Origin of the sequence: Streptococcus cristatus (genome assembly GCF_001588905.1) — a bacterium.
In the GTDB taxonomy this organism is placed as follows: domain Bacteria; phylum Bacillota; class Bacilli; order Lactobacillales; family Streptococcaceae; genus Streptococcus; species Streptococcus cristatus_N.
In genome coordinates this window covers 1-14,858 of the sequence record NZ_LAWH01000044.1, presented here as the reverse complement: position 1 = coordinate 14,858, position 14,858 = coordinate 1, and the positions used below count along the sequence as shown (strand labels likewise).

Annotated in this window: 12 protein-coding genes and 2 tRNA genes; 1 reads left to right on the top strand and 13 read right to left on the bottom strand. The window is 44.0% G+C overall.

Features of this window, described 5'->3' with window-relative positions; translation table 11 throughout:
• Positions 1-177: 177 nt before the first annotated feature.
• From A0765_RS08690 to parE, 13 genes are all read right to left on the bottom strand, one after another.
• Positions 178-1,884 (bottom strand): lactose-specific PTS transporter subunit EIIC, encoded by a 1,707-nt coding sequence (locus A0765_RS08690; protein WP_062006081.1) that lies wholly within the window; start codon positions 1,882-1,884, stop codon positions 178-180.
• On the bottom strand, positions 1,884-2,201 hold the full coding sequence (gene lacF / locus A0765_RS08685) for a PTS lactose transporter subunit IIA (RefSeq protein ID WP_062006079.1): 318 nt from the start codon (positions 2,199-2,201) through the stop codon (positions 1,884-1,886). The genes A0765_RS08690 and lacF overlap by 1 nt, the downstream gene beginning before the upstream one ends.
• A 24-nt stretch (positions 2,202-2,225) precedes the next feature.
• A complete protein-coding gene (locus tag A0765_RS08680; RefSeq protein ID WP_062006077.1) occupies positions 2,226-3,059 on the bottom strand; it encodes a PRD domain-containing protein in 834 nt (277 codons plus the stop codon).
• Positions 3,060-3,486: 427 nt separating this feature from the next.
• Positions 3,487-3,852, bottom strand: coding sequence for a hypothetical protein (locus A0765_RS08670; RefSeq protein ID WP_062006074.1), 366 nt, complete (start codon positions 3,850-3,852; stop codon positions 3,487-3,489).
• A gap of 4 nt (positions 3,853-3,856) precedes the next feature.
• Positions 3,857-4,594 (bottom strand): matrixin family metalloprotease, encoded by a 738-nt coding sequence (locus A0765_RS08665; RefSeq protein WP_179856159.1) that lies wholly within the window; start codon positions 4,592-4,594, stop codon positions 3,857-3,859.
• Between the two features lie 151 nt (positions 4,595-4,745).
• Positions 4,746-5,948: a 30S ribosomal protein S1 gene (gene rpsA, locus A0765_RS08660; RefSeq protein ID WP_015604624.1), complete on the bottom strand. Its 1,203-nt coding sequence runs from the start codon at positions 5,946-5,948 to the stop codon at positions 4,746-4,748.
• A gap of 162 nt (positions 5,949-6,110) precedes the next feature.
• Positions 6,111-6,182: transfer RNA gene (locus tag A0765_RS08655), tRNA-Gln, on the bottom strand.
• Positions 6,183-6,191: 9 nt separating this feature from the next.
• Positions 6,192-6,272: transfer RNA gene (locus A0765_RS08650), tRNA-Tyr, on the bottom strand.
• A gap of 50 nt (positions 6,273-6,322) precedes the next feature.
• Positions 6,323-6,553, bottom strand: coding sequence for a DUF2969 domain-containing protein (locus A0765_RS08645; RefSeq protein WP_015604623.1), 231 nt, complete (start codon positions 6,551-6,553; stop codon positions 6,323-6,325).
• A gap of 93 nt (positions 6,554-6,646) precedes the next feature.
• Entirely contained in the window at positions 6,647-7,750 is a 1,104-nt protein-coding gene (locus A0765_RS08640) for a branched-chain amino acid aminotransferase (protein WP_081108139.1), read from the bottom strand.
• A 62-nt stretch (positions 7,751-7,812) separates the two neighbouring features.
• Entirely contained in the window at positions 7,813-10,263 is a 2,451-nt protein-coding gene (gene parC / locus A0765_RS08635; RefSeq protein WP_062006063.1) for a DNA topoisomerase IV subunit A, read from the bottom strand.
• A gap of 783 nt (positions 10,264-11,046) precedes the next feature.
• A complete protein-coding gene (locus A0765_RS08625) occupies positions 11,047-11,859 on the bottom strand; it encodes an aminoglycoside 6-adenylyltransferase (RefSeq protein WP_062006059.1) in 813 nt (270 codons plus the stop codon).
• Positions 11,860-11,963: 104 nt separating this feature from the next.
• Positions 11,964-13,907: a DNA topoisomerase IV subunit B gene (gene parE / locus A0765_RS08620; protein WP_062006057.1), complete on the bottom strand. Its 1,944-nt coding sequence runs from the start codon at positions 13,905-13,907 to the stop codon at positions 11,964-11,966.
• Positions 13,908-14,129: 222 nt separating this feature from the next.
• Here parE and plsY point away from each other — a divergent pair, with 222 nt between their 5' ends.
• The gene (plsY, locus tag A0765_RS08615; RefSeq protein ID WP_062006055.1) at positions 14,130-14,774 is read left to right on the top strand and encodes a glycerol-3-phosphate 1-O-acyltransferase PlsY; all 645 of its coding nucleotides are present in this window, start codon (positions 14,130-14,132) and stop codon (positions 14,772-14,774) included.
• Positions 14,775-14,858: the final 84 nt, after the last annotated feature.

Here is a 14,858-nt window from a genome sequence, read left to right as displayed (position 1 = left end):
ATTGTCTTTGGATTGTCGAGCAAGACGCAGTGGTTGAGTGGGCTCTATTACGCTGATTTCATCAGCTTTTACAGCCCTACTCAACTGTGCGGAGGTGGGACGACGAAATCGAATTCTAACGAATTACCGATTTCTGTCCCACTCTCTATCAAGTTGCTTCATCTCAAATAAACAGATTTAGTTGTTAAATTGTTCCTGCACGAAGGCAAGTGCTCCTTTGCCATCACGCGTTAGTTTGATGTATTGGCCACCTTCAGTCTTAGCCAGCTTGATCCCCAACTTATCAGTTTCCGCCTTCATGTCTTCAAAGTTGGAAGCAACTTGAGGGGCCAGGATAACCAAGTCAAACTCAGGCAGCATTTCACGGTGAGCACCGTAGCCACCCGCTGCTGCTTTGACAGGAACATTGTATTCAGCTGCTGCTTTATTCAAAGCGTTGGCCAGCAATCCACTAGTACCACCACCCGCACAGAGCACCAGAACATTGGTTTCTTCGCTAATATTGTTTTGAGCTGGAGCTTCTTCATCCACTCCTGCTTTTTCAAGGATAGCGTCCGCTTTAGCAGTGTTAAAGTTAGCAGCTACTTTTTCTTTAAGAGCATCGTTGGCTTTGCCAGAACGTTCTTCTTCTAAGATTTGTTCGTCATAAACCTTGACAAATGGATAATAAATAATCACATCTACTACGACAAGAAGGGCTGCAAGAACAAAGGACAGAAGCTGGAAGTTGGTACCCAGCACAATTCCCAGAGGTCCAGGTGTTACCCAAGGAAGGTTGGCTGAGAAGGAGTTCATGTTTAAGGTATCAACAAAGAATTTGAAAATCCATACGTTTGCGATAGGTGCAAAGATAAATGGAATAAAGAAAATTGGATTCAGTACGATTGGAGCACCAAAGAGAATGGGCTCATTAACACCAAAGAAAGTTGGGACAACAGATGCCCGTCCAATCGCACGATTACGCTCAGACTTACAGATCCACATGAAGAGGAAAGGAACAATCAAGGTCGCACCAGTACCACCCATGGTAACGATGAACATTTGAGTACCAGAAGTAATGACCTTATCCGCATGTTGACCAGCTTGAACTAGAGCCAAGTTGGCATCGATATTGGCATAAGTAATAGCAGCAATGGCAGGCTCAACGATAGACGGACCGTGAATTCCCACGAACCAGAAGAAAGCATAAGCACCAAAGATAAGCGTGATTCCCAGATAGCCATCTGCCGCTGAGAAAAGCGGAGCTAGAAGCGTTCCGATAGATTCTGCAACCGTTACTCCCAAACTTGCTTTAACAAGCAACTCCAAGCCGTAGAGCAGAACGACTGAGACAGTAAATGGAATCAAGTCTTTAAACACTTGCGAAATATTTGGTGGAACTTCTTCAGGCATGCGGATGGTAACATTATTTTTTACACAAACCTTGTAGACATTAACCGTAACAAAGGCTGCGATGAAAGCTGTCAAAAGACCTTTAGTTCCCATGAAGGCAGTCAGGAAGCCACCTTCCTTGGCAGGTTCAGCCGCCATGAGGAGGAAGCCGACCATAGAAGCCAGCATAGTAGACAAGAAGTTAATCTGGTTTGTCGCAGGCAGGCTGCGATTGACAGAGTCTGTCAAAGCCTTTGCAGTGGTCCCACCCACAAAGAAAGCCAGAATCCCCATCGAATAGCTATAAGGGGTCATTAAGAAAGTTTCCATTTCCTTAGACCAGTGGAAGCCCCAAGCATTTGGCACATAGGCAATCAAGATAAAGATAGATGAGAAGAGGATGACTGGCATACCAGCGATAAAGCCATCCCGAATAGCACGGAGGTAGATGTTCCGAGAAATCTTCTCAAAGAAAGGCTTCCCTTTCTCAATAAGTCCGATGAGTTTGTTCATTATTTCACTCCTCTTTTGTATAGTTCAATCATGTGTTTCATCAAATCCTTGAGCAACAAGGTTGTCATCAGGTGGTCTTGGCCGTGCATCATCGTCACGCTATAAGCCAAGTCCTCACCAGCAGCTTCTTTGGTCAAAAGGCTGGTCTGAGCATGGTGCGCTTCGACAATACAAGCATTTGCTTCTTCCACCAAACTTTCAGCGCGGGCAAATTCTCCAGCCTGCGCTGCATTTAATGCTTCCAGCAACTTGGAGCGGGCGTCACCAGCGTAGGCTACGATTTCAAAACCAAGTAATGTTACTTCTTCTCTATTCATGATAGATCCTCCTTTTAATGTTCCTTATAATAATCGTTGAATATGTAAGACCAGATAAACTCGCTCACTATGATACAAGTCTATTCCAGTTTTCTGGGCAATAATCTCATATAGCCTACTTCCGATTTGATAAGCTTTGGGATAGGTCAGTTTAATCTGACTTTCCATTTCTAACAGTGAAACATTATCATCTCGGCTTCTGTCTAAGTAATCTAAGAAGTAATTAAGATGAATCATAAACCGATCATAGAAGTTGCTATTATCCGATGTTCTTTTTATTCCCTGTTTTCTTAGCTCTTCTTCTACAGCAGCTAGAATTTCCTTCCGCTGATCCAAATAACCCTGACCTGCTGGATTGGAGACTCCTTCTGCATTGATAAAGTGATAAGCAATTCTATTTATTTCATCCTCTGGAAAAGCTTCTAAGAGTCGTTCCCGATAAATAGCCACTGCTTCTTGCGCGATTTGATAAGGAGTGGGATATTTACCTGAAGCATCTGGAAGGTCACTGCTCTTGTACCGCCCCTGCTGAACCGCTTGATAAGAACAGTAGATATGGTCCGTCAGTGTGACATAGATATACTCCTGGACTGGGTAATGGTATTTCTTGGAAAGCGTGTCAATCACATCATAGGTCACTGTGATAAAGTCTAGTGGAACATCTTTGAGCAAGGCCACAAAGTTTTCCTTGGACTCTTCCGTTCTCATACGAAAGACTTTCTCAATCTTACTTTCCAGAACAGGATCACCCTTTTTCTTATTGAATGCTATCCCACTACCAATCAGAACAACCTCTTCACCATTTTCATGTTTGGCTAGAGCAACATTGTTATTCATAGGAAGTATGATTCGATACATGGTTCCCTCCTTATCATTTTCTTGGGTTTTCGTGAAATAAAAATGACCGCAAACAAACGGAAAAACACAAGAGCACTTGCCTCTTCCAATTCATTTGCGGTCACGCCTAATCCAACTTAGTAACGCTCACCCTATTCAATTTATGGTTTCATTATAGCACATCAAAACGTGAATGTAAACCCTTTCTTTTGCTTTTTTTAAAAAAATATTTTTTAGAAGCTTTTTTACTAAGCATGACCAAGGCTCATCAAGCTTTTTCAAGCTTGAATCCTCGATTTTAGATAAAAGTAGGAACCAAGAGCAAACAGTGAAAGACTTCCTAAAAACTTCTCGGAAAGCTTGCTCTGAATTTGCTATAAAAGACTTGCTCTCGCTCAATTAAGTCTCTTCGTATTAGAAGAATTTTCTTCTATAAATTGCTTGTAGTTTACAGAAAACTCCCTAGAACTTCTTGATTTTGCATGACCAGATAAATGCCCAGCAAAATAATCAAAACAAAGAGACTTAGCTTTATCATCCCTTTGACAAAACGAACAATCCAAAGAATAATCATAGAACCAATCAGCCACATAATGGCTGAATGCTGGAAAAATCCTTGAACTGTCTCAACATTCTCGCCAAAGAAGGCCTGAATCGGGGCTGGAACATGACTTTCCCAAGCTGCAGTCATGCCTAGCTGGTTAGCAATATCGCTGCCGCTTTTCCACAGCCAAGCAAAAATGCCTGAGTTAAAAAGAAAGAGAAAAACTTGCTCTGGGAAGCGTCTAATAATATTAAAAATCGATTTTAGCATACCTTTATGATTGATACAAGTCTTTTACAGCCTGGATATCTATCGGCTGAATGCTATAAAATGAGCCTGCCGACTGCATCACTGATTCCTCCTCATTATGGTCTAATCCGATAGCATGGCCCAATTCGTGCGCTGCTGTATTAACAATCCGCTCATGAGAGTAACCATAGCGTCTGTCCAGCAAGTAATAACTATTAAGGCGAACAGTCACATGAGTAAATCGTTTGGTGAGGAGATTGGTCTGCGACTCAGCCTCACCAGCTGCACTGACATTGCCGTCATTCATCTCCGTCGCAACAATATCTGCCTTGTCTTTGTCATTGATGATTTGAAAGGTGAAGGCACCTGTCTGATTCCAAGCATCGATGGCCTCCTGATAGGCTGAACGAAAAGTTTCATTAGTGGTATCGATATATACCGTAGCACTAGCCTTCTCCCAGCAAGCTCCCGTCCCTTTATGCTCATCTGTCAGCTGATGGGACTGAATTCCCTCACTAGTCTGAAGACCAGTGGAAAATCCTTGATGCGTTAAGAATTGATCCACTTGAGTAACAGTAGTTCGAAGAGCCTGCGATAATCCCTCTGCCCCCGTCTCTGTCGAAGTAGTAAAATAAAATACACCTACAAGAACAAGGAAACTGAGTGCCACAGACCAAATAAGCCCCCAGATCAGCCGCCAAAGCAAGCGAAATACAGATCTCAGACAATTAAAAATAAACTTCACGGCAGGCTCCTTTCTCATAGAATGCACGAGAGATTTAGTCTAGCATCTTTCGCTTAAATAAAACTGAATATGCATAAAGAGCAAGTATCGCAATAAATGACTCGGATACAAAGTCCCTCTTGAAAAGACGAAAAAAGAAGCTGAGAAACTCAGCCTCTTCTTAAGTAAATTACAATTCGATGTCACCGAAAAGATCAGCCATTGAGAAACCAGTTTGAGTTTCTGGAAGCTCGAAGTCACGTTTTTCTTGACGACGTGGACGACGTGGACGAGATTGACGTTTTTCTTCTTTTTGGCCTTCTTCTTGAGCTGGACGCTCTTCAAGAGCCTTGATAGAAAGTGATACACGCTCAGCAGCAGCATTCACTTCAAGAACTTTAACAGTTACTTCTTGACCAACTTTAAGAGCATCTTTTGGATTTTCAACACGTTTGTGTGAAATTTGTGAGATGTGAACAAGTCCGTCGATACCTGGCAATACTTCAACGAAAGCACCGAAGTCAGTCAAACGTTTTACTGTACCTTCAACTACATCGCCAGCAGCAAGTTTTTGTTCAACACCATCCCATGGTCCAGGAGTTGTAGCTTTAAGTGAAAGAGACACGCGGCCTTCTTCTTCGTTCAAATCAAGAACTTTTACTTCGATTTCGTCACCAACTGAAACAACAGATTTTGGTGAAACGTTGCGCTCGTGAGAAAGTTCAGTCAAGTGAACCAAACCATCAACACCACCAAGGTCAATGAAAGCACCGAAGCTTGTGATGCGCGCAACTTTACCAGTTACAACATCACCAACATTCAATTTACCAAATACTTCTGCACGCGCTGCTGCAGCTTCTGCTTCTACAACTTCACGACGTGAAAGGATGAAGCGGTTTTCTTTTGGATCTACTTCTTTGATCTTAGCATCAAATTCTTGACCTACAAAACGTTCAGTGTTGCGAACGAAACGAGTATCGAGCATTGAAGCTGGAATAAATCCACGAAGTCCTTCAAACTCAACAGAAAGTCCACCTTTAACAGCACGAGTGCCCTTAACAGTAACAACTTCTTCTTCACGACCAACCAATTTGTCCCATGCTTTGCGAGCTTCTAAACGTTTTTTAGATACTAGGTAAGTAACTGTGTCTGTATCTTTACCTACTACTTGACGAAGAACAAGCAATTCAAGTGTGTCACCTGGTTTTACAAAGTCATTGATGTCAGCATCACGATCATTTGTCAACTCACGCAGAGTCAAAACCCCTTCAACACCAGTACCAGCAATGGCAACATTAGCTTGGTTAGCATCCACTGTCAATACTTCAGCAGTAACGACATCACCTGGCTCGACTTGGCTAACACTGTTTAGCAAATCTTCAAATTCATTCATCTAAAAAAATCCTCCAACAATCAAGTATACTACTTGACATACTTATAATTATTTTCCTAAGCACCCGCAAACGACATTGATTTATCTTTACCGTTTTCCACCCTATAAAGAAATAAAATATCCGACGATATTTTATCCTTTATCTGATATATTACCTAAGAACTGGGGTAGCTGGATTCGAACCAACGCATGAGGGAGTCAAAGTCCCTTGCCTTACCGCTTGGCTATACCCCAATGATGAAATGGAGAGAGAGGGATTCGAACCCCCGAACCCGAAGGAGCGGATTTACAGTCCGCCGCGTTTAGCCTCTTCGCTATCTCTCCGACAATCAACGATATCAATTATATCATTAATCTAATAAAAGCGCAAGCCCTTATTTTCCTAAATTGTAGGTTTCAATCAAAGTTTCCACCGCTTTTTCAAGCTTTTTATATAAACTTTCAACATTTCCATTCTTGACAATAGCAAATTGGCCGTCAAACTCGGCAATCTCCCCAATGACTTTTTTCCCAATAGAAAGGGTGTAGCCATCAAATTGATCAGCGCCAAGCTTCACCTTACTATCCGCAATCTGAATCTCAATTTTTTTATCTTTTTTACTCATTCTTCTACCTCTTTCAAGTTTCTATTTTACACAAAAATAGCAAAGCTGGCAAGTGATTTCCTCAATAAAAAGAGCCTCAAAAGGCTCTTTAAGTTATTCGTCTACTTTTACAATCCAACCTTCTGGAGCTTCTACATCACCAAATTGGATACCAGTCAGCTCATCGTAGAGTCTGCGAGTCACTGGACCGACTTCTGTCTCGCTATAGAACACATGGAAATCATCGCCATGCTGGATTCCTCCAATTGGTGAGATAACTGCTGCCGTACCACAGGCTCCTGCTTCGACAAAGCGATCCAAATTGTCAATCGGAACGTCACCTTCAATTGGCGTCAAGCCCAAGCGGTGTTCTGCCAAGTAAAGCAAAGAATATTTAGTAATAGATGGGAGAATAGACGGGCTAAGCGGAGTCACAAATTCATTGTCTGCCGTGATTCCAAAGAAGTTGGCTGATCCGACTTCTTCAATTTTGGTATGAGTTGACGGATCTAGGTAGATAACATCTGAAAAGTTGCGAGACTTAGCCATCTTACCGGGTAGGAGACTAGCTGCGTAGTTACCACCCACCTTAGCCGCACCCGTACCATGTGGAGCTGCACGGTCATATTCATCTTGGATCAAGAAGTTGGTTGGAACCAAACCACCCTTGAAGTAGTTTCCAACTGGCATAGCAAAAATCGTAAAAATATACTCCTCTGCTGGTTTTACACCGATGATATCTCCGATACCAATCAATAGGGGACGAAGGTAAAGAGTTCCCCCTGTTCCATATGGCGGTACATAGTCTTCATTGGCGCGGACAACAGCCTTACACGCTTCCACAAACATTTCAGTTGAAACTTGTGGCATCAATAGACGATCGCATGTGCGTTGCAGGCGCTTAGCATTCTCATCTGGACGGAAAAGCTGAACACTGCCATCCTTGGTACGATAAGCCTTTAGACCTTCGAAAGCCTGCTGACCATAGTGAAGACTTGGTGAAGACTCAGAAATATGCAGGGTCGCATCTTCTGTCAGCTGTCCTTCCTCCCACTGGCCATTCCGATAATAAGCGATATAGCGATAGGGCAATTTCATATATGAAAAGCCAAGATTTTCCCAATCAAGATTCACTGTCATAGTCTTTTTCCTCTTTTCCTTATCTTTCAATTTATAGATACTCCCTATTGTACACCTTTTTCTGAAAAATTCAATCATTATTTTCAATTTTCTGAAAATTTATTTTTTAAAAAACCAGTTCGTGTGAACTGGCTTGTTGATTACTTGATATAAGCTGAGAAGACTTCTTCGTCTGAAATAGTATCAGAGATGAAGCTGCCATTACTGGTTCGCTCAGACAGGCTAAAATCGGCCAGATTGATTTCATAGACCGTTCCTTTATTAGAAAGGACTTGCAAAATCTGCTCTTCACTGGCTTCAGCTTCTGTTGTAAAGAGGTCAAAGTCTGCTGCTTCGTCATAGACTGGACCAGCTATGAAGACACGATGCGGCTTGGTCTTAAGCTCTCTCAGAACTTGAAGACCGCGATTTGCCCGACTGGTAACAGGAATATCTGCGACCGCCATACGCTTGAGCGAACCGCGCTGAGTCAGGATGTAAAGCGATTCAGTATTGGCAATAAAGGCTGCTGCTAGGACATCGTCCTTCTTGAGGTTAATAGCTTTAACCCCAGCTGCTTTAGCTCCGATGACAGGTACTTCCTCAATATTGAAGCGCAGGGCATAGCCATTCTTGGTCACGAGCATAACATCATCCAGCTTAATCGGCGCCAGAGCAATAACCTGATCGTCTTCATTTTTCAGCTTGGCAAACTTAAGCGACTTAGACTTATAGGTCCGCCAAGGACTGAATTCTTTACGCTCTACACGCTTGATTTGGCCCAGCTTGGTCGCTGCAAAGTAAGTGCCTTCCTCAAAACTGTCCAGCAATTCTGTATAGATAACCTCTTCTTTGGTATCAAAGTTACTAATGGTCTGGCTGAGGTGTTCTCCGATTTCTTTCCATCGGATATCTGACAGCTCATGAACAGGCCGGTAAATGACATTTCCCAGGCTAGTGAAAATCAATAAATGCTGGGTCGTCTTGGCTGGGCTAACAAAAATCAGTCGGTCATCGTCACGCTTGCCCATCTCCTCTAGGGTTGAAGCAGAGAAGGAACGCGGACTGGTCCGCTTGATATAACCAGAACGAGTCACGCTGACATAGGTCTCTTCCTCAACAATCAGACTAGCTGTATCAATCTCGATGGCGTTTGCCGTATCCTGCAGCTCACTGAGACGCGGATTGCCAAACTTCTTCTTGACATCGCGGAGCTCACGCTTCATGAGGTTATACATTGTTCGCTCATCACCGATAATAGCTGCCAGCATGGCAATCTTCTCGCGCAGCTCTGATTCTTCCTCTTCCAGAACCACTACGTCTGTATTGGTCAAACGGTAGAGTTGGAGAGTGACGATAGCCTCAGCCTGCTCCTCGGTGAAATCATAGCTGACTTTAAGATTTTCCTTGGCGTCTGCTTTGTTTTCGGAAGCACGAATCAGGGCGATCACCTCGTCCAAGATGGAAAGCACCCGAATCAATCCTTCAACGATATGCAGTCGTTTCTCAGCCTTGGCCTTGTCAAACCGGCTGCGAGCCAGAATAATCTCCTTGCGGTGGGCAATATAACTGGTCAAGATTGGCACAATTCCCACCAAACGAGGCGTGAAGTTGTCGATTGCCACCATGTTAAAGTTGTAATTGACCTGCAAATCAGTGTACTTAAAGAGGTAGTTGAGAATCAGCTCGGTATTAGCATCTTTCTTAAGCTCGATGGCAATACGAAGACCGTCCCGGTCTGATTCGTCCCTCACCTCAGCAATACCAGCCACCTTATTGTTGACCCGCACATCGTCGATTTTCTTGACCAAGACCGACTTATTAATCTCGTAAGGAATCTCGGTGATGACGATTTGCTCTTTTCCGCCCTTTAGTTTTTCAATCTCAGTTCTGGAGCGGACTACGACGCGACCTTTACCAGTCTCGTAAGCTTTCTTAATCTCATCTCGGCCTTGGACAATGGCTCCTGTCGGGAAGTCTGGACCAGGCAGAAACTCCATGAGTTTGTCCACCTTGGCAGACGGATGGTCAATCATATAGATAACCGCGTCAATGACTTCGGCTAGATTATGAGGCGGAATATCAGTCGCATAACCAGCGGAAATCCCAGTTGCTCCATTGACCAAGAGGTTAGGAAAGGCTGCCGGCAGAACGGTCGGCTCCTTCTCGGTATCGTCGAAGTTCCAAGCAAAAGGAACGGTATCTTTCTCAATATCCTGCAAAAGATAACCAGCCATTTCAGACAAGCGCGCCTCAGTATAACGCATAGCTGCCGGTGGATCACCATCCATGGAACCATTGTTCCCGTGCATCTCAACGAGAATCTCACGATTTTTCCAATCCTGAGACATGCGGACCATGGCATCGTAGATGGAGCTGTCGCCGTGGGGGTGGAAATTCCCCATGATGTTTCCGACAGACTTGGCAGACTTGCGGTAGCCTTTGTCAAAGGTGTTGCCGTCCTTGTTCATCGAATAAAGAATACGGCGCTGAACAGGCTTCAAGCCATCTCGAATGTCTGGCAGGGCCCGCTCTTGAATGATGTATTTGGAGTAGCGACCAAAGCGCTCTCCCATGATGTCCTCAAGGGACATGTTTTGAATGTTGGACATAGGATACTAAGCCCGTAAAATGCAAAGTGAAAATAGGGAATTCTTAAAGCGAGCGATACTCACAAGAGAATTTATCTTTTTCACACAGTATTTAGGGCGTGTTCAACTCCTTTCAAAGAATGTAGAGTAGATTTTTACATTAAAATTGGTACTTAAGAAAAATATTTTTAGATACTATTTAAGTCATTCACAAACACTTATTTAGATTAACCAAAAGCAACTATTCCCTATGGATTGTTCTTTCTTCTTTGAAGCATGTACAAATATAGACAAGGTAAATAAGAAATTATAGCAGTTGATATCAGCAAGATATCAAATACAAACTTTTGCCCTCGAAATAGCTCCTCCCAATGCATTGTATTAAGATAATGAAAAATTAAACCGAATAAATAACAGATACTTATAGGGAAGACTCTCCACTTGATTGATTTGTATAAATAATATAAGCGTATTGAGTGATAGATTGTGGAAGAAATAAGCATAGGTAAACCAAAATCAATTAGAAAAAAATAAAACCTTAAAGCATCATCAAACATATCTGTCCGATCTATGGAAAATAACCAAATATTCCATATAGTGATAATTACAGGAAAAAATAAACCATAAAATCTTTTGCCAAGTTTGTTATTTTGTAAGGCAATATATATTGATAAGATTATGGACACAATCTGAAGAAATGGGAATAACATAGAAAATATTCCAAACATAAAATCCAACATACTATTTCACCTCAATAGCTATTATAAACTAAAGCATTTGTTCATCTTGTAAGTGTATCTGAAACTATTTCAACCTCTCCTCAGCATACTCCATCATCTTCTCTGCAGTTTCTTTGTCATAGTGGAAGCCGGTTTTGAGAGAGAAGACTTGTGCTTCTTTGTGGAAAAAGTCCATGGTAGCAAAGAGAGACTTAGTAATTTTTTTCTGGTCAGAAAAGTCAAGCAAGGCTGTAAATTCCTTTTCTTTCTCAGCTGGCAAATGCTGAAAGAGGTATTTGTAGTTCTTGCCAACTTCAACCGTCCCCTTATCTGCCGCCACTTGCCAAGCTAAAAGATTGAGTAATTCTTGCTGGCAGATTCCATACAGATGATCCGTCGCATAGACAAGGTGGTTCCGATAAATGCCCTTGACCACATAAGCTGACACCCACCAGAATTCATTGCAGGATTTGTCAAAGTCAGTCGCACTGGCTGGTGTCGTCCAATAGCGCTTGGGTGTCGGTGCATAAGGAGCAAACAGCCCCTGCGGGTCATCCAGCACCGTGAAATCCGCTTCGCTATTCACCCACTCTTTGATGTGCTCCTTGGGGCAAAGGGTCAAATCTATCCGATTGCCATCTTCAAAAAGCATGAGGTAGAGACGGCGATGGCCTAGTAGGACATGCTGCTCGATTATGCGCTTGCCAAACCTTTCCAACCAAGTCAGGTCAGCTAACAGACCATCCAAATCCTCCACAATGTAGACCACATCATAGTCTTGGAACTCGTCCTTGGGAGCATTTGGATTTGTCCGCGAGCCAGACATAGCGACAGCTTTGACTTGTAGTACTTTTGCAGTTTGCAAAATTAAATCTAGCATTTCGGGTTCAGTTCTCATGGGAATCACACCTTTCACGAAAACACTTAAATTATATAAGTTATGAAACATTAGTAATTAAGTGCTAATGAGTTCAGAAAATAGTATATAGGGATTGAGTATTACTAAAACGCCGTCGTTTCTTCCAAAGTAAACTTGACATTATCCTCGATCCACTTGCGGCGCGGTTCGACCTTGTCGCCCATGAGGACATTGACGCGACGTTCGGCGCGGGCTAGGTCTTCGATGGTGACACGGATAAGGGTGCGGGTGTCAGGATTCATAGTGGTTTCCCAGAGTTGGTCGGCGTTCATTTCACCGAGCCCCTTGTAGCGCTGAAGCATGGCTCCCTTGCCAAACTTGCGGCGCAGGTCATCCAGCTCACCATCGGTCCAGGCATACTCGACGACTTCGCTCTTGCCCTTCCCCTTGGACATCTTGTAGAGAGGCGGCAGGGCGATATAGACGCGGCCAGCCTCGACCAGCGGGCGCATATAGCGATAGAAAAAGGTCAGCAGCAAGGTCTGGATATGGGCACCGTCGGTGTCCGCATCGGTCATGATGATGATCTTGTCATAGTTGGCATCCTCAAGGGTAAAGTCTGTACCAACACCCGCTCCAATCGTGTAGATCATGGTGTTGATTTCTTCGTTCTTGAGAATATCGGCCATCTTAGCCTTGGCGGTATTGATAACTTTACCACGCAGGGGCAGGATGGCTTGGAACTTACGGTCACGGCCTTGCTTGGCAGAGCCACCGGCAGAGTCTCCCTCGACCAGATAGAGTTCGTTCTTGGCTGGGTTCTTGGACTGGGCTGGAGTCAACTTACCAGAGAGCAAGCCCTTGTCTTTCTTATTCTTCTTGCCATTCCGGCTTTCGTCACGCGCCTTGCGGGCCGCTTCCCTGGCATCTCTGGCCTTGATAGCCTTGCGGATAAGATTGGAAGCCAGCTCACCATTTTCCAAGAGGAAGAAGGTCAGCTTGTCAGAGACGATGGAGTCCACAGCCGGACGAGCCAAAGGGCTACCCAGCTTATCCTTGGTCTGACCTTCAAACTGGAGGTGTTCTTCTGGTACAAGGATGGACAGGACAGCAGCCAGACCCTCACGGTAGTCCGAGCCTTCCAGATTCTTGTCCTTTTCCTTGAGCAGACCTGTCTTTCTGGCATAGTCGTTCATGGCCTTGGTAATAGCGGTCTTGAGTCCCGTCTCATGGGTACCACCATCCTTGGTGCGGACGTTATTGACAAAGGACAGGATATTGTCAGAGTAGCCGTCGTTATACTGGAGGGCCACTTGAACTTGGAAACCACTCTCCTCGCCCTCAAAATAGAGAACAGGAGTCAGGGTTTCCTTGTCTTCGTTGAGGTAGCTGACAAAGTCTTCGACCCCATTCTCATAGTGGAACTCTACTTCTTCGCCAGTCCGCGCATCGGTCAGCGACAGGCGGACATTCTTGAGCAGGAAGGCTGATTCCTTCAGCCGCTCAGCAATGGCGTTGTACTTGAAGTCCGTCGTTGAAAAAATCGTATCGTCCGGCATGAAGGTCACTTTGGTTCCAGACTTGGACTTAGGTGCAGTGCCGATTTTCTTGAGCGTAGTGACTGGTTTTCCACCATTTTCAAAGCGCTGCTTGTAAACAGTCCCATCACGTGTGATTTCCACTTCAAGCCAGCTGGAAAGGGCATTGACAACGGAGGAGCCTACACCGTGGAGACCGCCTGAAGTCTTATAGCCGCCTTGTCCAAACTTACCACCGGCGTGGAGAACGGTGAAAATAACCTCAACCGTGGGAATGCCCATAGCGTGCATGCCGACCGGCATCCCGCGTCCGTGGTCTGCGACAGTTAGACTGCCGTCCTTGTTGATGGTGACCTCGATTCGGTCACCGAAGCCTGACAAGGCTTCATCGACAGCATTGTCGACAATCTCCCAGACCAGATGGTGGAGTCCCGCTCCATCGGTCGATCCGATATACATCCCCGGACGTTTGCGGACTGCATCCAACCCTTCTAATACCTGAATGGCATCGTCATTATAATTGTTAATATTGATTTCCTTTTTTGCCACAAGGAACCTCCTGCATGATAGTCATCCTTATTATCTTACAGGTTTTTGGTAAATTTTGCAAAGTTTTTTCTAAAAAATAACCTTAAAAAGACTGATAGAATATGGATTTTAAGTGATTTTAGAGAAAGGCAAACTAGCTACAAGCGTCAGACTAGACAATTCACTTAAAATATTCTTATCATAGTCCTTTGTCCAAGTTCCAAATCATGGTATAATAAAATCATGATGAACACGATAATTGGATTATTACTAGCATATTTATTGGGCTCCATTCCGACAGGTTTGTGGATTGGGCAGATTTTCTTTAAAAAGAACCTGCGAGAATACGGCAGTGGCAATACTGGCACAACCAATACTTTCCGTATCTTGGGAAAGACGGCCGGCACCGCCACCTTTGCCATTGACTTTTTCAAAGGTACACTGGCAACGCTGCTACCGCTTTTCCTGCATATTGAAGGGATTTCACCACTGATTTTTGGCCTCTTGGCTGTGATTGGGCATACCTTTCCAATCTTTGCTGGCTTTAAGGGCGGTAAAGCCGTGGCGACCAGTGCAGGAGCTGTTCTGGGCTTCTCACCCGCTTTCTTTGTCTACCTGATATTTGTCTTTGTGACAACTCTCTATCTGGGAAGTATGATTTCTCTTGCCAGCGTGGTTTCTGCAATCGTGGCTATCCTGTCTGTCTTGATTTTCCCTGCTTTAGGCTTTCTCTTACCAAGCTATGATTTCCTCTTTACCCTAATTATCATTCTCTTAGCAGCTATTATCATCCTTCGTCATCGGGACAATATCCAGCGGATTCGAAATAAAACTGAAAACCTAATCCCTTGGGGCATCAACTTGACCAAGCAAAATCCAAAAAAATGAGAGTGGGACAGAAATTGGTCATTCGTTAGAATTCGATTTCGTCGTCCCACCTCCGCACAGTTGAGTAGGGCTGTAAAAGCTGAT